This window comes from Fictibacillus sp. S7, assembly GCF_004127935.1.
Taxonomy (GTDB): domain Bacteria; phylum Bacillota; class Bacilli; order Bacillales; family Fictibacillaceae; genus Fictibacillus_C; species Fictibacillus_C enclensis.
Genome location: NZ_QJKL01000001.1, coordinates 2037161 through 2056193 on the forward strand (window position 1 = coordinate 2037161; position 19033 = coordinate 2056193).

Annotated in this window: 18 protein-coding genes and 1 riboswitch; of the genes, 4 read left to right on the forward strand and 14 right to left on the reverse strand. The window is 45.4% G+C overall.

From position 1 onward, the window contains the following. Positions 1–9: 9 nt before the first annotated feature. The 11 genes from DMO16_RS10410 to DMO16_RS10460 all read right to left on the reverse strand — a co-directional run bounded on the left by DMO16_RS10410 (position 10) and on the right by DMO16_RS10460 (position 12411). Positions 10–1035: a LacI family DNA-binding transcriptional regulator gene (locus DMO16_RS10410; RefSeq protein ID WP_129477303.1), complete on the reverse strand. Its 1026-nt coding sequence runs from the start codon at positions 1033–1035 to the stop codon at positions 10–12. 73 nt (positions 1036–1108) lie between these two features. Continuing rightward, complete coding sequence (locus tag DMO16_RS10415) at positions 1109–1747, reverse strand: prolyl oligopeptidase family serine peptidase (RefSeq protein ID WP_129477306.1); 639 nt, start codon at positions 1745–1747, stop codon at positions 1109–1111. After that, a complete protein-coding gene (locus DMO16_RS10420; protein WP_129477308.1) occupies positions 1747–2373 on the reverse strand; it encodes a YesL family protein in 627 nt (208 codons plus the stop codon). The genes DMO16_RS10415 and DMO16_RS10420 overlap by 1 nt, the downstream gene beginning before the upstream one ends. Before the next feature lie 16 nt (positions 2374–2389). Next, complete coding sequence (locus DMO16_RS10425; protein WP_129477310.1) at positions 2390–3493, reverse strand: Gfo/Idh/MocA family protein; 1104 nt, start codon at positions 3491–3493, stop codon at positions 2390–2392. 4 nt (positions 3494–3497) lie between these two features. Next, positions 3498–4262, reverse strand: coding sequence for a sugar phosphate isomerase/epimerase family protein (locus tag DMO16_RS10430; RefSeq protein WP_129477312.1), 765 nt, complete (start codon positions 4260–4262; stop codon positions 3498–3500). Between the two features lie 12 nt (positions 4263–4274). Continuing rightward, a complete protein-coding gene (locus tag DMO16_RS10435; protein WP_129477314.1) occupies positions 4275–5321 on the reverse strand; it encodes a Gfo/Idh/MocA family protein in 1047 nt (348 codons plus the stop codon). Between the two features lie 22 nt (positions 5322–5343). Then, on the reverse strand, positions 5344–7809 hold the full coding sequence (locus tag DMO16_RS10440; RefSeq protein WP_129477317.1) for a beta-galactosidase: 2466 nt from the start codon (positions 7807–7809) through the stop codon (positions 5344–5346). Between the two features lie 286 nt (positions 7810–8095). Then, a complete protein-coding gene (locus tag DMO16_RS10445; protein ID WP_129477319.1) occupies positions 8096–8473 on the reverse strand; it encodes a hypothetical protein in 378 nt (125 codons plus the stop codon). Between the two features lie 277 nt (positions 8474–8750). Next, positions 8751–10508: a phosphomethylpyrimidine synthase ThiC gene (gene thiC / locus DMO16_RS10450; protein WP_129477321.1), complete on the reverse strand. Its 1758-nt coding sequence runs from the start codon at positions 10506–10508 to the stop codon at positions 8751–8753. A gap of 137 nt (positions 10509–10645) precedes the next feature. Then, a riboswitch (TPP riboswitch) is annotated at positions 10646–10756 on the reverse strand. A 441-nt stretch (positions 10757–11197) separates the two neighbouring features. Continuing rightward, positions 11198–11653 (reverse strand): DinB family protein, encoded by a 456-nt coding sequence (locus DMO16_RS10455; protein WP_129477323.1) that lies wholly within the window; start codon positions 11651–11653, stop codon positions 11198–11200. 125 nt (positions 11654–11778) lie between these two features. Beyond that, entirely contained in the window at positions 11779–12411 is a 633-nt protein-coding gene (locus DMO16_RS10460) for an SDR family oxidoreductase (protein WP_061967647.1), read from the reverse strand. A gap of 229 nt (positions 12412–12640) precedes the next feature. Between DMO16_RS10460 and DMO16_RS10465 the strand changes: the two genes are divergently transcribed. Beyond that, complete coding sequence (locus DMO16_RS10465; RefSeq protein ID WP_061967645.1) at positions 12641–12862, forward strand: hypothetical protein; 222 nt, start codon at positions 12641–12643, stop codon at positions 12860–12862. A gap of 77 nt (positions 12863–12939) precedes the next feature. On the opposite strand, the gene helD is transcribed toward DMO16_RS10465, so the two are convergent. Continuing rightward, positions 12940–15276 (reverse strand): RNA polymerase recycling motor HelD, encoded by a 2337-nt coding sequence (gene helD, locus DMO16_RS10470; protein ID WP_129477325.1) that lies wholly within the window; start codon positions 15274–15276, stop codon positions 12940–12942. Positions 15277–15609: 333 nt separating this feature from the next. Here helD and DMO16_RS10475 point away from each other — a divergent pair, with 333 nt between their 5' ends. Beyond that, complete coding sequence (locus tag DMO16_RS10475; RefSeq protein WP_241840532.1) at positions 15610–16968, forward strand: alkaline phosphatase; 1359 nt, start codon at positions 15610–15612, stop codon at positions 16966–16968. A 45-nt stretch (positions 16969–17013) separates the two neighbouring features. On the opposite strand, the gene DMO16_RS10480 is transcribed toward DMO16_RS10475, so the two are convergent. Together DMO16_RS10480 and DMO16_RS10485 are read right to left on the reverse strand one after the other, a co-directional pair. Then, positions 17014–17547, reverse strand: a complete 534-nt coding sequence (locus DMO16_RS10480) for a GNAT family N-acetyltransferase (protein WP_241840534.1) — start codon at positions 17545–17547, stop codon at positions 17014–17016. Between the two features lie 60 nt (positions 17548–17607). Further along, positions 17608–17862 carry a DUF3949 domain-containing protein gene (locus tag DMO16_RS10485; RefSeq protein WP_129477327.1) on the reverse strand — a complete coding sequence of 85 codons (255 nt, stop codon included), beginning with the start codon at positions 17860–17862 and terminating at the stop codon, positions 17608–17610. Between the two features lie 148 nt (positions 17863–18010). Here DMO16_RS10485 and DMO16_RS10490 point away from each other — a divergent pair, with 148 nt between their 5' ends. Further along, the gene (locus DMO16_RS10490) at positions 18011–18199 is read left to right on the forward strand and encodes a hypothetical protein (RefSeq protein ID WP_061967637.1); all 189 of its coding nucleotides are present in this window, start codon (positions 18011–18013) and stop codon (positions 18197–18199) included. A 5-nt stretch (positions 18200–18204) separates the two neighbouring features. Further along, positions 18205–19026: a serine/threonine protein kinase gene (locus DMO16_RS10495; protein ID WP_061967634.1), complete on the forward strand. Its 822-nt coding sequence runs from the start codon at positions 18205–18207 to the stop codon at positions 19024–19026. Positions 19027–19033: the final 7 nt, after the last annotated feature.

Consider the following 19033-nt stretch of genomic DNA (forward strand, 5'->3'; position numbering starts at 1 on the left):
GCCAGAGAATCACACCTTATCCCGGTTCCCCCTCACCCCCTTCATCAGCTCCCGGGAAGAATCTCTTACGATCAGTTCCGTTGGCATGATATAATCGTTTTTCACAATTTTTTCTTTAATCGACCGGTAGATAAGATGCGCCGAAAGCGAGCCCACCTCATAGTTGGCCTGGCTGACCGTCGTCAGCTGCGGAGAGGTGTAGCGTGACATCTCAATGTCATCAAAACCAACGACCGATATTTCTTTGGGGACTTTGATTCCCGCTTCTTTTAAGGCATTCATTGCGCCTATCGCCATTTCGTCATTCCCAGCAAAGATGGCACTTGGCAGATCGCCCTGAAGAATGAGCATTTTGGTGGCCAGATAGCCTCCCTGCCTTGTAAATCCGCCCTGCAGCAGCCATTTGGGATGAACGGGGATTGAAGCTTCTTCCATCGCCTGTTCAAACCCTTTGCGCCGCTGAAGGTTGTCCCGTGAGTCAATGGGTCCGTTGATATAGGCGATATCGCGGTGACCGCGGTCAATTAAGTGCTGTGCTGCCTTGTATCCCCCTGATTTGTTGTCCACAATCACACTCATGATTGAATCGTGATTCAGAATCAACCGGTCGAGGATTACGATGGGAAAGTCTTTTCTTGCGGCCCTCTCAATCTCTTGATCTCCTAAATTGGATGCCAGAATAATCGCTCCGTCTGCTCGGCGCTCTGCCAGAAATCGTGACGCCGTGGAATTCCTTCCGCCCATTGAGCTGCAGGCGATCAATCCATAGTTTAATGATTGAAGCGTGTCCTGCACGCCTCTTACCAGTTCCGAATAAAAGGGACCGGCCAGATTATGGAGGATCAGCAGGATCGTATCTGTTTTATTTCTTTTCAAATCCCGCGCAATACCGTTTTTTTGATAGTTTAAGGTTTGTGCCGCATCAATTACTTTTCTGGCGGTTTGCGGCGCAACCTTGGAACTTTGGTTTAACGCATAAGAGGCGGTAGACACTGCCACACCTGCGAGTTTTGCCACATCTTTTATAGTAGCCATTGAAACCTCCAGCGGTTGAAACGTTTCGAATTACAGCATGAACCGTTTCTCTTCATCTTATATACTCTGCTATCTATCTCCTGTTCTCCAAAAACCAGGAATATAACGTTTGATTTTGATAGGTTTCCGTCCATGCATCATGTCCGGTATCCGGGTAAATGGTCAATCTTGCTTCCATTCCATTCTGTTCCATTGCCTGTACCATGGAAGTGGAACAAGCAACAGGGACTACATCATCCTTGTCCCCATGGAATACCCAAACCGGCAGTCCGGCCAGGCGGTCTGCTTTTTCTGGAAAGCTTGTTCCGCATACGGGTGCTGCCGCCGCAAAAAGGTCTGGGTACTCAATCGCGAGCTTCCATGTGCCTGCTCCCCCCATGCTTAACCCTGTCACATAGACTCTTGCCGGGTCCACTTTTAATGAGAGAATGCATTGTGTGATCAGTTCTTTTAATGTATCTGTTTCTTCTGTCCAGTACGAATCCCCTGGACATTGGGGAGAAACCGTTATAAACGGAAAAGACTGATCATCAGCCGCGGTTCTTGGTATGCCGTAATGCTTAATCAGATTTAAATCCGTTCCTCTTTCTCCCATGCCATGAAGGAAAAGAATCAACGGCCAGCTTTCTTCGGCTTCATACCGTTTTGGCTTGGAGAGCAAAAAAGGAAGGGTCCTTGTTTTTCCTGTGAATTGATGGGATTCCAGTGCCATTACGAAACCGCCTCCTTGATTTCATCGATTTTGATTACGATTTTTTGTGTTCTCCATGTCAGCCATACCGTCATGGCACTCACTCCAAAAAAAGGAAGGAGTGATGGCAGTTTGATCAGGACGGCGCCGATTGTTATGGCCCCCACCATGGTAAAAATGGTTTGAAGCGGATGCACCATGGCAATCGACAGGGCGTACTTCCAATATTGAAGGAAATTAAGCCGGTAATGAGTATATACCGGGAAGATGTACACAACGGCCATGGCAAGCATGATGGACAGAACAATCGCTATCACTGTAAGAACAAAAAACAAGATGGATGATTTGCTGGAAAAATATAAAAAGTCCAGATACAGTACTCCCATCAGCACAATGGATATCCAGCCATACGCTTGTGAACCAGCAAAGTTTTGTTTGTATTCCTGCCAAAACACACGAAAGACCGGAAATTCCTCATCTGACCTTATCCAGCGCCGGCATACCGAGAAGGCAGCAGCCGTTGCCGGAGAAAATCCGGCAACGACCACACCCAAAAGTGTAAAAACCATCCAGAGAATATTAATGTAAGCCATCCGCATCAGCCAATTGCATACCTCCATCAGAGGCATTTTTTTCAAGGCATTCATGCTTCCACCTCCTTATTCAGACCGGGTGTTTATATTGGGTTTGAAGACCCATCAATGGTTCTGGTTTGCTGCACTGTGTATCCAATTCGAGAAAGCGTTTCTTATTAGAGGATTCCAGGATGATTTCCATAACCTCCAGTACATGCAGGCCAAGTTCTCCACTGCACAGATACGGGCGATTTTCTTTTATGCCCCTGATCATGTCTGCCAGGCCAATTCCCCGGCAATTGTCTATATAGGCACTTACAAGGTTAGCTTCCTTCCAGCCTTCGGTTTCATCATTCATGTAACAAACAGGCCCGTTGAATTCGTTGGGATCCGGCACGAGCAGGGTTCCTTTTGTTCCGTAAATTTCAATTTTCGGTACCTTCGTGTCCCAAACATCAAAGCTTGTCATAAATGATGCGCTAATTCCCATTGAAAATTGCAGCAGGGATGAAACGTACGTCGGAACCTCCACTTTAATTTTTGTCCCGGCAAACGGATCACTCGTAATCTCCCGTACCGGAACCGTTACCCGGTTCATGGAAGCCACATGGCTTACCGGGCCAAGCAGACTAATCAGGGCCGTTAAATAATAGGGACCGAGATCAAACAGCGGACCTGCACCTTGTTTGTAAAAAAATTCAGGATTCGGATGCCAGCTTTCCGGACCCCGCCCAAGCATAAAGGCAGAAGCGCCTACAGGTTCCCCTATCACTCCCTGATCGAGCAGTGTTCGGCACGTTTGCAGGCCGGCTCCCAAAAACGTATCCGGCGCGGTGCCGACATGAAGTCCTGACCGCCGGGCTTCCTCCATCACCAGAAGACCATCACTGTAGGTAGTAGCCAGTGGCTTTTCGGAATACACGTGTTTTCCTGCCTGCAGGGACTTGATACTGACCTCTTTATGCGCAGCCGGAATGGTCAAATTCAAAATAAGTTCGATATCTTCTTTTTCCAGCAGCTCTGATACACTGCCAGCAAACGGAATCTGGTGCTTTACAGCCTGTTCCTGTGCACGTTCTACATTTAAATCTGCCACCCCTGCAATTTCATAGTTTGAAAATTTCTGAGGCGAGGACAGATAGACATCACTGATGCTCCCTGTCCCAATGACTCCGATTTTTGTCTTCCTCATCTGTTTACACTTTCTGCTTTAAAAGTTCTTGAAGGACTCTGACATTTTCCTTTGCCGCTGTCTCCAGATCGGTTTCAAAATGCTCCTGCTCGACAACGAACCAGGAAACATCCATTTCTTTGCCTTTCGCTACAATGGACGCAAGATCCAGTTCGCCAGTACCGAAAATCGTGCTTGTGCGCTCTGATCCCTTTACTGCCATGTCTTTTACATGGAGAGTAACGAGACGGTCACGAAGAGTTTCCATAAACTGAGCAACGTCATAGCCTTTGTAGGCCGCCCAATACACATCCAGTTCAAAAGACAAAAGTGACGGATCGGTCTCTGATAAGAGAATCTCATAACCGGTAAGCGCTTCCTGCTTTTCAAACTCAAAATCATGGTTGTGGTATCCGAGCTTCAAACCTTCGGATTTTAAAAGGTCGCCAGCTTTATTCAGTGTATCGGCCACCCGTTTATAGTCATCCAGGTTCCGTCTGTTCTCTTCTGTCAAATAAGCCAGAATGATAAGCTCGTTCCCAATTTCATGGCTGTATTCGATTTGCCGCTTAAGGGAATCTTCTTTTAATTGGTCCAGACCGGTATGACTTCCTGCAGGCTTTAATCCCAGTTCAGACAGCGTGTTTTTCAGCTGACCCGCTGGTGTATCATAAAATCCGGCAAACTGGGCACCTTCATATCCCCACTGCGCCACGTTTTTCAGCGTTCCGATAAAGTCTTTCTCACACAGTTCTTTGATCGTATAAAGCTGTAAGGCTTTTCTTTGCATATTGACCCCTCCCTATTGCAGCAATGCTGTCGTTTCTTCTGTTTTTACAATGACCTTTGTTTCGCTCGATTCCAGTGCTGCAAGGACTACATTCAGCGACTTCATGCCTTCCTCTCCGTTCACCGGCGGTTCTTCATTGTTAACAACACTTCGGACAAAGGCGTCGATGACGTGAGAGCTGTGCTGGCCCCCCGCATCATTGGTCTGTATTTTATCGAGCTCATATTTAACCACTTCACCATCTGTATATTGTGCGATCAGCGAAAACTCCGGGTCTTCTTCAAGGCGAAGTATTCCTTTTTCTCCATAGATGATTGTGGAATTGTCGGCATGGTAATATGACCAACTGGCAGCAAGCGTACCGATGATACCGCTTTCGGATTTCAAAATGCAGACAGCGTTGTCATCAATGTCTGTATCTTCTTTGGCAAGGGTTACAACAAAGGAACCTACCTCGGTAATTTCTTGTCCGAGCAAAAAGCGCAAAAGATCCGTCTTATGAACACCAAGGTCTCCCATTGCGCCAATAAACGCTTCGCTCTTTCTGAAAAACCAGCTGTCCCTTCCATCCACACTCCAGCCCTCAGGTCCTGCATGTCCAAAGGCCGTGCGGAAGCTGTAGATTTTTCCGATTGCACCGGAGGAAATCAGTTCTTTCGCTTTTTTGTGAGCGGCAACAAAGCGCTGGTTGTGGCCGATCATCAGCTTTTTCCCGTTTTGTGCGGCAGCTTCGATCATTTGCTCCGCTTCTTCCCGGGAAGTGGCCATCGGCTTCTCGCACAGCACATGCTTGCCGGCATTCAACGCATCAATAGTTACAGGCGCATGAAGATAGTTTGGAAGGCAGACACTGACAGCATCCAATTCTTCTATTTGCAGCAGTTCGTTGTAGTCTCTTAATGCCTTCGCACCGTACTGCTCCGCATATGCCTCTGCTCTCTCCGGCACCAGATCACAAACCGCCACGAGTTCCACTTCCGGGTTTGCGTCATATTCCGGCAGATGCCTGTATTTTGCAATCGTTCCGCAGCCAATTACACCAATTTTTAATTTACCCATATCGGATTCCCCCAAATTAAGATTAATTTTTTTGTACTGCCACATTTCTTTGATCGCCTATTACATTTGAACCTGAAACGGTCTGGACGATCAGGTGGTCATCTATCTTCGCGTGCTTTTTTGAAGTAATAATCGTTTGGTTTCCTTCTGTTACAACATCAAATTCCTCTGACGGCAGGAGTTCAGGAGCCCCTTCAAAAACAATGACATCTTCCTTCTGTGTCAAACGGAAATCTACGGCTTCGTCTTTAATCTCTTTGATTTCTGCCGTGGAATAAAGAATTTTTATTCCGTTTTTCAACGTCATATTGACCGGAAGCATCAAACCGTCTTTGCTTTGCAGCAAAAGCTTTTTGCCTCCAAAAAGCACTTCGCCGTTTTGGTACAGGTGCAGCTCTTTATCAAAGCCATCAAGGTTTAACAGGTGGTAAAAGCGTTCCCCGTCCTTATTGATCGTCGATGTCATGAAAATGCCGTGATCCTTGAAGTCATGAATCAGGTTGGCACTCGCCCCGAGTCTCTCAAGTGCTTCCGTGAACAGCCGGATATCACAGCTGTAGGATGATCCGATAACGATCGCTTTGCCCTTGCCGGCCATTGTTTCAAATCCGCACACCTCGTCTGTTCCGTAGACCGTCAGGATGGGTTCCCCGCTCCTTAGCCTGTACGTGTGAGCACGGTTAGCCCTCACCTCCGGACGGGGAGCGGCCCATCCTTTGGCAACAACAGACAAATAGTAATGCTGTTCTTCTTTTACCGTTCCCAGCGGTTCGGCGCCCAGGGCATCTGCTAAAATAGTACAGTCCTGCCCTTCCATATCCATTGTGGGAACTTCACCATAAAGCAACAGGCCTCCTCCGTCTTTAACAAAATGCGCCAGCTTCTCCTGGATGTTTGCTGCCATATAAGCGGCAGACGGCAAGACTAAAACGGGAGTTCCTTCAGGGTCAAGAGGCTTGTTCTGGATATCCGTTGCACCAAATCTGTAGCCGGCTAAAAGCATAGCCCGTGCCACGATTTCCCATCCCCCGCCTGACCGGTAAGCTTCGAGATTTTGAATCATTTCTTTCATCCTGCTACTGTTCGGATGGAAGGATTCGGTCATATAATAGTCAGGAATAAAGCCGAAGGACACCCCGTCATGTTCCTCAACCATTTCTGCGAGCTTGTTTGAGGAAGCCATGACCGTTTTTGTCACCCTCGCCATCCGATCATAGGTGTAGTTCAATTCCCCTTCGGGGCTTACCGGGGCTGCAAATCCATGGCGTTCGCCGGTAAAGGCGATACGGTCATTTCCATCCTTCAATTCCTGATCCATTCTGTAATTGCGTCCTCCGGTAAACAGATAGTAGTTGATCAGCCTGTTCCCCTGTGCGATGCACATGCGAATTTTAAAATCCACCGCAGATGGGTCATACCGGTCGCTGTATGTACTTCCAAAGTTCCCGTCACCGCAATTGAACTCAACAGAGGTAAGCGGCTGTTCTTCCCGGTGGACCGCATCCATAAAGCCATTGATCAAATAGAGATCCTGAAAAGTTGTCATGTTCAGGTCGCCGAAATAGATATCCGAGCCTGACAGGTATCCGTCATCCTGGGTATAGGATTCATAAAGCTGGCTGATGCCGATCGGATAGGTGAATCCCCGGCCGCCGCTAGTGCCATGAATATTGACGACAAACGGAATATCCTTGACCCCGAACTCTTCTGCATAAGAACGAAGTGTGGCAACATACTCTGAAAAACGGTGCCTCATGTAATAACCCAGATCGTTCATTAATTCTGCGCTGTAATCTTCTTTCGGTGACCTGATTTGTTCGTTTCGCTCCTGGGTGGAAGCAAGTGAAAACGGATAGCGCAATTTGAGCTGTTCTTTGCTGTAGCGTTTCTCAAGGTACACGCAAAAGTGGTCAATCAGCTGATCGGTAAGGTCTGGTGAATTGCTGACCCATGAGAGCATGCCGATTTCGTTATCGAGCTGCACCGCAATCACATTGCCTCCGTTTTGAAGCAGCCTTGGTTCAATGATCCCCATGATTTTTTCATACCATTGGCGTGTTTCCTGCAAAAAGGAAGGAGCCAGGTAATCAATCGTCCTTGTTTGGATATCCCGGCCATCCCATGTGACTGGAATGATCTCCGGATGCTTTTCGTAGACCCAAAAAGGGATTCCCTCATTTTTCATCTCAGCCATAATAAAAGGTCCCGGGCGTGCAAAGAAGGAAAGACCGTTTTCTTTGCATAAATCAATAAATCCACCGATATCAAGCTCTGGTCTGGTCTTCCCTGTTAGATCAAGTTCACCTTCCACTGGCTCGTGGCAAATCCATGGAATATACGAGGCCACCGCATTGCATCCCGCCTGCTTCAGTTTGATGATGCGGTCCTGCCAATCGCCCCTGTCGAGTCTGTAATAGTGAATTTCACCGCACATAATGATCTGAGGAGATCCATCAATCCATATTTGTTTTTCTTTGATTTCGATCATATCTTTTCCTCCAATTCCCCCCTGTTCCAAAAATTTCTATTTATGAATAGAAACGTTTCGAAACAGTGTAAAAAAATAAGGTGTTCGGTTCATTTATTTGGAATCGCTTACATTGTTGAGGTAATCAGTCTTCTTGATGATTAAAAAATAGGAGGGCAAAAAGTGAAACGTTTCGATTTAATATTAATATGATTCCTCTTTTCTTACAAGTACTTTTTAAAATATTCTCAAAAATCTTTCTATGTCCTGAATAAGAAGAACCGTCTGCCTTTTGGCAGACGGTTCTTCAGTGACTATGATAGTTTTTAATGTCATCCGGCACAGCCATTATTGTTTTGTTCTTTTTGTCATAGGAACGATAATGGGAAATGACTTTATTCTTGTTGATCACCAGGCATTCCAGTACTTTGGGCAACGAATTCTCTTTTGCCTCCAAAATCAAATCCGTCTCTCCCATTTTCAAAGTATAGGTGGCAAAGGTAAGCCCTAGCAATTCCCGCCTTTTTTTTACGGTTTCCGGATGGAGCATGATAAATGTAGCCAAGTCATTCACACTCATTGAGGATTCCTGCTTCACCTTGTTGAAAATTTCCCTGAATCCCTCGGAAGCTTGTCCCAGTCTTTGTTCTGTCCAGTTTATTGCTTTCTGCAGCCAATTATTCATACCGATTCCTCCGTTTTCACCTGCATTCTTGATCTAGTGCTTTGTATAAACACACTATATCTAGTTTAGTGCCCTTTACCAGAAATATGCATCCACCGGCTAGTTCAGGAATGCTTTTCAGGAAATCGGTAAAAAATTCTTTCAGTAAAGCTGCACTTTACACAGGTCCGTTTGTCCGATTCAGAGGTTTCAAAGAAAACGTGAGAACAATGGGACTGTATTTCCTTCAGCTGTTTTTCTAAAAGCCTCACCTGTTCGGCAAGCTCCTCACAGTTTTTCATAAATACAGATTGGAGCCCTGTTCCTGAAACTCTTTTGCTTTTTTCTTCATTTCTTTCTCGGCTTCTTGTTTTAGTTCAGGCATGTTCCGCAGATCGTGAGAAATTCGCATAGAGCAGAACTTCGGTCCGCACATTGAACAGAAATGGGCAGTTTTCGCACCTTGTGCAGGCAGGGTTTCATCATGGTATTCTCTTGCCCGGTCCGGGTCAAGTGACAGATTGAACTGATCCTCCCATCTGAATTCAAAACGGGCTTTGGACAGTGCGTTGTCCCGTTCCATGGCTCCCGGGTGGCCCTTGGCCAAATCGGCTGCATGGGCTGCAATCTTATAGGTGATTACCCCCTCGCGCACATCATCTTTATTGGGTAATCCCAAATGTTCCTTTGGTGTCACATAGCAAAGCATCGCAGTTCCGAACCAGCCGATCATTGCGGCTCCAATGCCCGATGTGATGTGATCATAGCCCGGGGCAATATCCGTTGTTAGCGGCCCGAGTGTATAGAAAGGCGCTTCATGGCAGATCTCCATTTGTTTATCCACGTTTTCCTTGATCTGATGCATCGGCACATGTCCTGGTCCCTCAATCATGACCTGGACGTCATGCTTCCAGGCGACTTTCGTCAGCTCACCCAGCGTTTCAAGCTCGGCAAACTGTGCTTCATCGTTCGCATCGGCAATCGATCCTGGACGCAAACCGTCACCAAGGGAGATGGAGATGTCATAGCGTTTGCAGATCTCACAAATTTCCTCAAAATGACTGTACAAGAAGTTTTCCTCATGGTGAGCCAGGCACCACTGGGCCAGGATGGAGCCGCCACGCGAAACGATGCCGGTCACCCGGTTGATGGTTAATGGAACATATCGGAGCAAAACCCCTGCATGAATAGTAAAGTAGTCCACCCCTTGTTCCGCCTGTTCAATTAACGTATCTTTGTACACCTCCCAGGATAAATCTTCAGCTATGCCATTCACTTTCTCAAGCGCTTGATAAATCGGGACTGTGCCAACAGGTACCGGTGAATTTCTTATAATCCATTCTCTGGTCGTATGGATGTCCTTTCCAGTGGACAAATCCATAATGGTATCCGCTCCCCAGTAAGTCGCCCAGGTCATTTTCTCAACTTCTTCTTCGATGGAGGAAGTTACTGCTGAATTGCCTATATTTGCGTTGATCTTCACGTGGAAATTCCGGCCGATAATCATGGGCTCTAACTCAGGATGGTTGATGTTTGCCGGAATAATCGCTCTTCCGGAAGCCACCTCATTGCGGACAAATTCTGACTCCAATCCTTCCCTGATGGCGATGAATTCCATTTCCGGCGTGATGATGCCTTTTTTTGCGTAATGCATCTGGGTTACATTTTTATTTTTTCGTGCACGCAGTGGTTGTTTTACAGCAACAGGGAAAGCATAGGCATTCCGTTCATTCTTTTCGTTATATCCATTGTCTTCGGGCTTCACATTACGTCCTTCATAATTTTCTGTATCATTTCTTTCCTGAATCCATGGTTTCCTTAAAACAGGAAGTCCTTTTTCAACATCCGATGTATAAAGCGGATCGGTATAGGGTCCGCTTGTGTCATAAAGAAGCACCGGCGGATTCTCCTCTTTCCCTCCAGAAACGCGGGTGGTACTCAGATTGACCTTTCTCATGGGCACCTTGATATCGGCACGAGTTCCCTCCTGATAGATCTTCTCACTGTTAGGGAATTGCGATTTCAATGAAACCTTTTTTTCGTTCTGTACTGTCATGCCACTTCCTCCTCTTGTTAAAAGTCGGAGCTACACGCAGCGGGGAATGGCGAAGCAACGGGTAAAATAAAAAAGCCGGGTTCTAATGAATAGAACCCGACAGGATAGACAAAGAAACATACATACAAATACACCGTTATCTTCGACTCCTACTTTCCTACGCTGGTATAACCCAGATCAGGTTCAAAGGGTCAAAGGGATCGTTCTCCCCTCTCTCAGCCCGGCTACGGGCTCCCCTAGCAGAAAATATATTTTATTTTCCATGTTATCATAGCTTCTATTCAACTTTCACGCAATCCGCCTTTTGTCACAGGCTGATGTACACCTTTTTCTCTTAAATCATAAAAATGTCGCAGAACATGGTTTAATTTGACGAAAAAAGAGGAAGGGACAGAGTAGAAGAACTATACATTACAAATAAAGGCAGGGAGAATGCATGCTAAAACATACAGAGGTTGTTTTGTTTATGAAAGAAATCGCTACGCTCACTGGCGAATATATACGTTGCAGAGATCATCTATTAAAAGAAAAAATTAAAGATGATATCGATTTTTTACATTCAGTCATTCACTCCTGACTTAACGTTTTGTGGTGGATGACTTTACATAAAACTTAAAACCTCTGTAACTTTCTGCCTTTTGCGTGTATATAAATAACCCGGAGAACATGAACAGGTTCTCCGGGTTATTTTAGTTCTGTGTGCGTTCGAGCAATAGTTTCATGGAATGCAGCTGGCCCAAATGGTTGGACTCATGGAAAAGAGACATAGCGGCCAATTCCCGGAACGTTTCCAACCCAAGGAACGGATTTTCCAGCTTTTGCTCAAGGGCTTCTTCTGGAATTTCCTTGATGCGGAGAAGCTGTTTCTCAAGCTCGGGAGTCAATTCCTCGAGGGACGGAACATCTCCTTGCCAGTCAGACGGCTTTGAGCCTTTGCCAAACCATTCGACATATTTCCCGGGCAAAGCAAAAGCTTTACCAAATAAAAACTGTTCGGTAACGGTTAACACGTGCCCGATGTGCCAGTGTATCGTGTTGTTATACCCTTGTGGCTGAATATCAACCAGTTCAGGTGAAATCTTGCTGATGCTTCTTACGAAAAATCCTCTTGTCATTTCGAATTGTCTGTAAAGTTCTTGGTTCATTTCTTTTATTCTCCTTTCAAAAACCTTCTTTCCCTACACTAACAGAAAACACCTTCAAAATGCAGTGCAGAAGGTCTCAAATGAAAAAAGCATGCCCTGAAGAGCATGCCTTTTCCATTCTTTATTTATAGGGATTTAAGGGCATCGGCTACTGGCTGGTCTCCTTCAAGGATTTCAAAAATCTTATGATTGGCATTCTCCAGGTCCAGCGACTGAACCATGACTTTCGCCACATCTGCCCGGGAGATGCTTCCCTGGCCCAGCTGCTCACCAATTTTTATTTTCCCATTTCCTTCGTCATTGGTCAGGGCGCCAGGCCTCACGATGGTATAGTGAAGCCTGCTGGATTCCAGCCGGTCGTCTGCTTCACCCTTCATCCTCAAATAATGCTGGAGTTCTTCCGGGCCTTTTTCAGGACTTCCGGCACCCATACTGCTTAGCATGATAAACCGCTTCACCTGCTGCTTTTCCGCTTCTTCCATCAGCTTGATGGCCCCGTCCCGGTCAACCGCCATAGTTTTATCCGGACCTGTTTTGGAACCTGAGCCTGCCGCAAATATGATCGCATCACACCCTCTGATCGCATCTGAAAGATCCCCTTCCAGATCGGCCAGCCTGGTTTCTGCTCCCAGCTTTTCGAGTTCTGAGGCCTGTTCTTTTTTTCGTATGATCGCCTTTGCTTCATGTCCTGCTCTGGCCAACTCCTGCAGAATCAGCCTGCCGGTTGTTCCGTTTGCTCCTGCAACTGCTACTATCATTTTTCAAAACTCCCTTCTACTCTAGCTATAACCTTTTCATACCCTCTTAAACCTTTTCCTAGTCTGCTTTTGTCTTCTCATCTCTGCGTTATGCTCAGTTGCATAATAACTGAATTTTCGCCATAAAAAGATAAATTGTTACAATTAAATTTCTTTTTGCCTGTACAGGAGTAAAATGCTAAAATTGTGGTATTACCCTTATATAAACCAATACGGAGGTGGTCCCGTCATGGTTTCGTTAGTCAATCACGTTTGCCGGCAGCGTTCCTGGTCAGTTGGACAAAAAGAGATACAAGGAAAAGAATACGAATCGGTGGTAGGCGCCTTACAGAATTGTCACGAAAATGAAGCAGTTGTTTGCAGAGTTAATGATGATTCCGTTTGCGTAACCAGCAAAGAGGATATTCAGGAGTTAGAGGAAATTGGCTATAAAGTCCTAGCCGCCAATTAACACACCCATTCGGGTGTGTTTTTTTTTGCAAAATAACAGAAGCTTGCCATTTCGGCAAGCTTCGACAAACTGATCATTTAGTTTTCAGCATGAAAGGTATCCTCAGGAATTCGTTCAAAAAACGGCGAAAGGTCTCCTTTGGCGAAAAGATGTAATTCATGCATAGCACGGGTGCAAACGGTATAAAACAATTTTCGTTCGCTTTCTTTTCCATACACTTCGTTTGACGCGTCATAAACAAGAACAGCATCAAACTCAATCCCTTTGGCGAGATAGGACGGGATGATCAGTGTTCCTTGCTTAAACGAGGACGATTCTTTCAGCATCAATTCTACCTCTACCTGTTCCTTCAATGCTTCATAGGCCTCTTTGCACTCCTGTTCGGTTTTGCAAATGACGGCAATCGTTTTAACCTTCTCGTTTTGAAGATGCGCAATCGTATCTGCAACTGAGCGGGAATGGTCTTTAGAAGCGGAAAATTGCTTCAGTACCGGCTTTTCTCCATCCCTGTTGAATGGAACCACCTTATCCGGTTCATCCAGCAGTTCTCTTGTAAACTCTACAATCTGCCTTGTTGACCGGTAGCTTCTGGTCAGAATAATCTGCTCTGTATTCTCCCTGCCAAAACGGTCGTACAGCATTTGAAAAGCGTCTCCTGTGGAATGCGCATAGATGGATTGGTTTAAATCCCCCAGTACTGTCATTTTGCTCCGCGGAAACAGCCGTTGTATGAAGGCAAACTGAAACGGTGAATAATCCTGGGCTTCATCAATGAATACATGTCTTACAGCAGTATTAGTCTGAAAACCTTCCATCCGTTCTTTTAAATATAAAAATGGAGTAGCATCTTCATAATACAATTCTCCCTGGGCAAGAGTTTTTGCAGTAAGCAGGCATATTTGTTTCCATCTGGAGGGGACTTCTGCAGGTGAAACCAATCCATCCTCTTTGAACAACGCCATATAGAGTGCTTTTAAATTAATGAAAGTTAAAGCTTTAATCCTTTTCTTCAGCGGCTTAAATGCTCTTGATACGACATAAGCCGATAACAGCTTTTGCTCTCTTTCAAAATCGTTGAATGTATTTTCTGAGTACTGCTTTTTCTTTTGCAGTTTTTGATACAGCTTTACGTATACATCCTTTTCGAGCAGCTGTATTTTTTCCTCTACCCACGGTTCATTTCTTTCGGCTTTTTCGAATTTGCGCACCTCACGGACCAGCCATTCGGATACAAGTTTCATCCGGTTCGGAATCGAGACCGATCGAGCGTAGGAATAAAACTTTTCTTTAATCTCCTCAGCCGGGATGAGTACTTTCCCCCTGAATTTGATCGGTTCGAAGATTATTCCCTCTTTACGAAGACGAGAAATGAGCTTTTCAATCATATCCATAAAGTCCAGAGACGCTTTGTATTGGATACTGGCCAGCCTTGTCTGATCCTGTGGACCCTCTCCAGCTGTCAGCACCGCTTCCATTTGTTCGAGCGGATCCTCAAGGTGAAAGGAGCTTCCCAAATGATGGTGAATATACTGCTGAAACGTCGTTTGCATCATATTTTCCTCACCGAGCTCAGGAAGGACATTGGATACATAACTGTTAAATACGTTGTTTGGAGAAAAAAGAACAATTTGGTTGGCTGTCAGCGTTTCTCTGTAACGGTATAGCAGGTAGGCCACACGCTGAAGGGCGGCGGAGGTTTTTCCGCATCCCGCAGCACCCTGGACGATCAACAGGGACCCCTTCGTGTTTCGAATAATCTGGTTCTGCTCTTTCTGAATGGTCGCCACAATACTTTTCATCTGCGGGTTCGCCTGACGGCTCAATACTTCCTGAAGCAATTCATCACCAATGGTTACACCCGTATCAAACATGCTTTTGATGATAGCGTTTCGAATGATATATTGGCGCTTAAGCTCCATCTCACCTGAAATAACACCGCCAGGAGCTTCGTATTCCGCCTTGCCCAGAGAATAGTCATAATACAGGCTTGAAATGGGCGCCCGCCAGTCATATACCAAAAATTGATCCTTTTCTTCATCATAAAAAGAGGCAATGCCAAGGTAAATCGGCTGAGAATCGGAATCACTCTTCTCTTTAAAGTCGATTCTTCCAAAGTAGGGAGAATCACTCAAGCGCACCAGGCTTTTCATTTGATCTTCTGCATTTTTGTGGCTGCGTTCAAGTTCTGAAAGCAATTCCGCCTGCTGTTTAATGCTCGCCGCAGTCTCGATCGCTTCATCGGCATCTTCTAAATTGACGGTCACGTCTTCCCAGAAGTTTTTCCGGATGTCAACCACGTCTACTTTTTTACCGCCGAGATGTGCCTCCAGCCTCCGGATCTTATGAGCAGCCTTCTCAACAACGGAATTCACACGCTCTTGCTCTGTCTGCCATTCTTTTTCCCACTGGTTCATGGCCCCTCTCCTTTATCTAAAAATTTTTTCGTATATCACTTGACAACAGATCAGCTTACATAGTATAATAAATTTGGATAGTTATAATATTATTTAAACTCGTAAGCCACAACCTTTATTTTAGCACAGTTATCATAAACAAAGCAACCTTTTATTTACATATAAACCCCAGAGCCGAAGCCTGTTCGGCTCTTTTTTTATGTCCTCTTTTTCACTCCATTTTGTCCCTCTAGTACATTCTATGCAATACCTATGGTCCATTGAGGGAACTCTTAAGGATGGCATATACTTAAATTGACAGATAAATATAAAATTTTACAGGAGGGAACGACATTGAATAAGGACCGCTTTAAAAAATGGCTTCCTATTGCCCTTAGTACCGCCGTCGGGCTCGGAGCCGTTTCCATGTCGATGCATGGCGATGCAAAGAACCTCACCAAGAAAGAACCTAAAATAAAGAATGTTATTTTCATGATCGGGGACGGGATGGGCCCTTCGGCCACCACAGCATTACGGTATTGGAAAGATGATCCAGATACAATGGAAATGGAAAAAACCGCTTTTGACCGTTATTTCGTTGGAAAACAAATGACCTATGCTGATGATCCCGATGAGAATATCACTGACTCTGCTTCCGCCGCCACAGCAATGTCCACCGGAGAAAAAACATACAATGCCGCCATTGCCGTGGACAAAAATCAAAAGGAATTAAAAACAGTGCTTGAGGCTGCCAAAGCCCGAGGAAAATCTACCGGGCTTGTTGCCACTTCTGAGCTCGCTCACGCCACCCCTGCTTCTTTCGGCGCACACGATCCAAACCGTAAGAACATGAATGAGATTGCCAACGATTATTTCGATGAAAAAATCAGCCATAAGCATAAGGTCGATGTCCTTCTCGGAGGTGGCTCATCCAATTTTATTCGCAATGACAGAAACCTGGTGAATGAATTTAAGAATGCAGGATACAGCTATGTGACCACAAAGGATCAATTGCTCCGCAACAAAAACGAGCAAGTACTGGGACTGTTTGCAAAAGGCGGAATGCCGAAAATGATTGACCGTAATCATGACCTGCCCTCACTCAAGAACATGACGACCTCCGCCATTAAACAGCTTGATAAAGACAAAGATGGTTTCTTCCTCATGGTGGAAGGAAGCCAGATTGACTGGGGAGAACACGACAATGATATCGTCAGCACCATGAGCGAGATGCAGGACTTTGAAAAGGCGTTCCAGGCTGCGGTTCAGTTCGCAAAAAAAGACAAGCATACTCTTGTCGTGGCTACAGCAGACCATGCGACAGGCGGAATATCGGTCGGGGCCAACGGAAAATATAACTGGTTCACTGAGCCGATCAAAGCGTTCAAGCGTACTCCCGATTTTCTCTCAGAAACCATTGCTTCCGGAGCAGATGTTGAAGCAACACTCGGAAAGTATGTCGACCTCAGCCTGACACCGGAAGAAATCAACAGTGTAAAGGAAGCGGCTAAATCAAAAGATGTAACAAAAATCGACGCCACCATCGAGAAAATTGCCGACCTTCGTTCCAATACCGGATGGACAACGACCGGCCATACCGGCGAGGATGTGAACGTATATGCATACGGACCAGGCAAAGAAAAGTTTGCGGGATTAATCAACAACACAGACCAGGCGAAAAAGGTCTTCAAGATTGTTCACACCGGGAAATAACCAGAAAAAAAGCAACCAACGGGAGTTCCCGAAGGTTGCTTTTTCTTATTTTTTCGGTTTGTCATAGATGTTAAATCCGGTATCACTTGTACCTCTATATGTAAAACCTGCTTCACGGTAAAACGTATTCAAGCTCTCATTTGTGGCAATACAGTCTAAACGAATCACGTTTTTCCCTTCAAAAACAATTCCTTCTGTCACCCAGTTAAGAATTTCTTTCCCTAGGTTCTTCCCCGCAACACTCCGGTCAATGGCGAGGCGATGCAGATAAATGGCCTCCGGCTGTTCATTACCCCATAGTTGGATATCCCATTCTCTGGCACTTAGCGGAAGCATCACCACTCCGGCAATCCTGCCGGCTTTTTTAAAAACAAATACATCTCCGTCTGCAATGGATTGGGCCATTCCGTGGACATCTTTGCCTTCAAGCAGCTCACTCCATTGAGATGATCCTTTGCTTTGAAGCCATTGAGCGGTCCGAACAAGGAGCCCCATAATTTCATCGGTCTCTGCTGCAATAGCCTGAGATGCAACTACATCCTTACTTACTTCTCGTTTAACAATGGTAAAAGTACCCAAGCTGATCCTCCTCTGTTCTTCTCTCTTATTAAAACTATCAAGGATCTGCTCCAAAGACAACTACTGCGACTTTCCGTGTTTTACTTTATATATCAAGCGTGCGACAAGAGCCGATGGAAGATTGAAAAGGTTGCCTTGTACGTGATAATGAAGCTGTTGTTCCTGAACCGGCATCGCGTCATACATCTCTTGCTGATTCAGTACGGTGCTTTTGCTTCTTTCCTTCAAGCCGGTAATATAAGCATACTGTACAGGAATCATGACTAAGAAATATAAAAGGGCGATGCCTCCGAAAAAGTAGTAAACCGTTATCATATTTCTTCCTCCTTTACCATATTATAACATTCATGACTGAAACCCGCTTTCTTTTTCCTTCCCTTCTATGGATTGCCTGTTTTCGATTTTGGTCAAAATGAAACTAAATGCACAAGAACACGTATAGTTAAAAAAGGAGTTGATCGATATGATTAAAAAATTATTGAAATCCATACTCGGAAGCAGCCACAGACGATACAGCAGCAGTGATCACCGCAGACATTCCTACCGAAAATACAGCAGCAGCAGCGGCTACAAAAAGCATCATTACGGAAAAAGCCACGGCCACTCCTACTACAAAGGGAAGCGTCGAAAAAGCGGATTCTTCAGCAGCTAAAGAACATGAATTTTCATTGGGCAAAAACAATTTACCGGTTCATCATAGACCGGCCGCTCCGTAAAGGATCTCTCCTATTTGAGCGGTATACCATTAAAGAGATACTCGGTATGGGAAGTTACGGTATTACGTACCGTGCGATCGACTACATGACCGGTAACCACGTGGCAATAAAGCAACTTCGAAGAACGAAATCCTGGACCGAGGATGGAAAAAAATCCTTTGAGAAGGAAAAGCAAATTCTTCAGCAGCTTTCCTTATCAGAAGTTCCTGCTGTTCATCACCCATCCCTGAATGAACAAGACCGGTTCCTTGTTATGGATTATGTGCCTGGGAAAAATTTTGAGGATTTGATTTTTGCAGAAGGTATGGTTTACTCAGAACAGGATGCGATGGCCATTTTTACTCAAGTAATGAAAATCGTTCAAAAGATCCATGAAAAAGGCATCGTTCACCGAGATCTCCGGATTCCCAATATTATCTCTTCTGGCGGCAGGCTGCATATCATCGATTTCGGTCTTGCCTGCAAACTTTCCGCCGAGGGTCAGGACAAACCAACAGAACAGCATCGGAACCTCATGCGGGAGGTATCGGTAACAAGTGACTTTTATGCACTCGGCCACTTCCTTCTTTTTCTTCTGTACTCAGGTTATGAACCTCAATCGAAAAAGGAAAACAGCTGGGAGGAAGAGCTTTCTTTATCCCAGGAAGTCCACGGAATGCTGAGGCGCCTGCTGCAAATCGATGAAAGCTTCATTTCTGCAGAAGAAATTATTGCGCATATACAGTCGATCAGTGACCGCAGAGAGACAACCAAAATCATGTAAAAAAGAG

Excerpts from the sequence above, each read along its gene's own strand:
- DMO16_RS10415 (WP_129477306.1), bottom strand. The coding sequence starts at position 1,747 with ATGGCACTGGAATCCCATCAATTCACAGGAAAAACAAGGACCCTTCCT.
- DMO16_RS10425 (WP_129477310.1), bottom strand. The coding sequence starts at position 3,493 with ATGAGGAAGACAAAAATCGGAGTCATTGGGACAGGGAGCATCAGTGAT.
- DMO16_RS10410 (WP_129477303.1), bottom strand. The coding sequence starts at position 1,035 with ATGGCTACTATAAAAGATGTGGCAAAACTCGCAGGTGTGGCAGTGTCT.
- DMO16_RS10430 (WP_129477312.1), bottom strand. The coding sequence starts at position 4,262 with ATGCAAAGAAAAGCCTTACAGCTTTATACGATCAAAGAACTGTGTGAG.
- DMO16_RS10440 (WP_129477317.1), bottom strand. The coding sequence starts at position 7,809 with ATGATCGAAATCAAAGAAAAACAAATATGGATTGATGGATCTCCTCAG.
- DMO16_RS10455 (WP_129477323.1), bottom strand. The coding sequence starts at position 11,653 with ATGAACCAAGAACTTTACAGACAATTCGAAATGACAAGAGGATTTTTC.
- thiC (WP_129477321.1), bottom strand. The coding sequence starts at position 10,508 with ATGACAGTACAGAACGAAAAAAAGGTTTCATTGAAATCGCAATTCCCT.
- DMO16_RS10435 (WP_129477314.1), bottom strand. The coding sequence starts at position 5,321 with ATGGGTAAATTAAAAATTGGTGTAATTGGCTGCGGAACGATTGCAAAA.
- DMO16_RS10490 (WP_061967637.1), top strand. The coding sequence starts at position 18,011 with ATGATTAAAAAATTATTGAAATCCATACTCGGAAGCAGCCACAGACGA.
- DMO16_RS10460 (WP_061967647.1), bottom strand. The coding sequence starts at position 12,411 with ATGATAGTAGCAGTTGCAGGAGCAAACGGAACAACCGGCAGGCTGATT.
- DMO16_RS10485 (WP_129477327.1), bottom strand. The coding sequence starts at position 17,862 with ATGATAACGGTTTACTACTTTTTCGGAGGCATCGCCCTTTTATATTTC.
- DMO16_RS10465 (WP_061967645.1), top strand. The coding sequence starts at position 12,641 with ATGGTTTCGTTAGTCAATCACGTTTGCCGGCAGCGTTCCTGGTCAGTT.
- DMO16_RS10445 (WP_129477319.1), bottom strand. The coding sequence starts at position 8,473 with ATGAATAATTGGCTGCAGAAAGCAATAAACTGGACAGAACAAAGACTG.
- DMO16_RS10420 (WP_129477308.1), bottom strand. The coding sequence starts at position 2,373 with ATGAATGCCTTGAAAAAAATGCCTCTGATGGAGGTATGCAATTGGCTG.
- helD (WP_129477325.1), bottom strand. The coding sequence starts at position 15,276 with ATGAACCAGTGGGAAAAAGAATGGCAGACAGAGCAAGAGCGTGTGAAT.
- DMO16_RS10495 (WP_061967634.1), top strand. The coding sequence starts at position 18,205 with ATGAATTTTCATTGGGCAAAAACAATTTACCGGTTCATCATAGACCGG.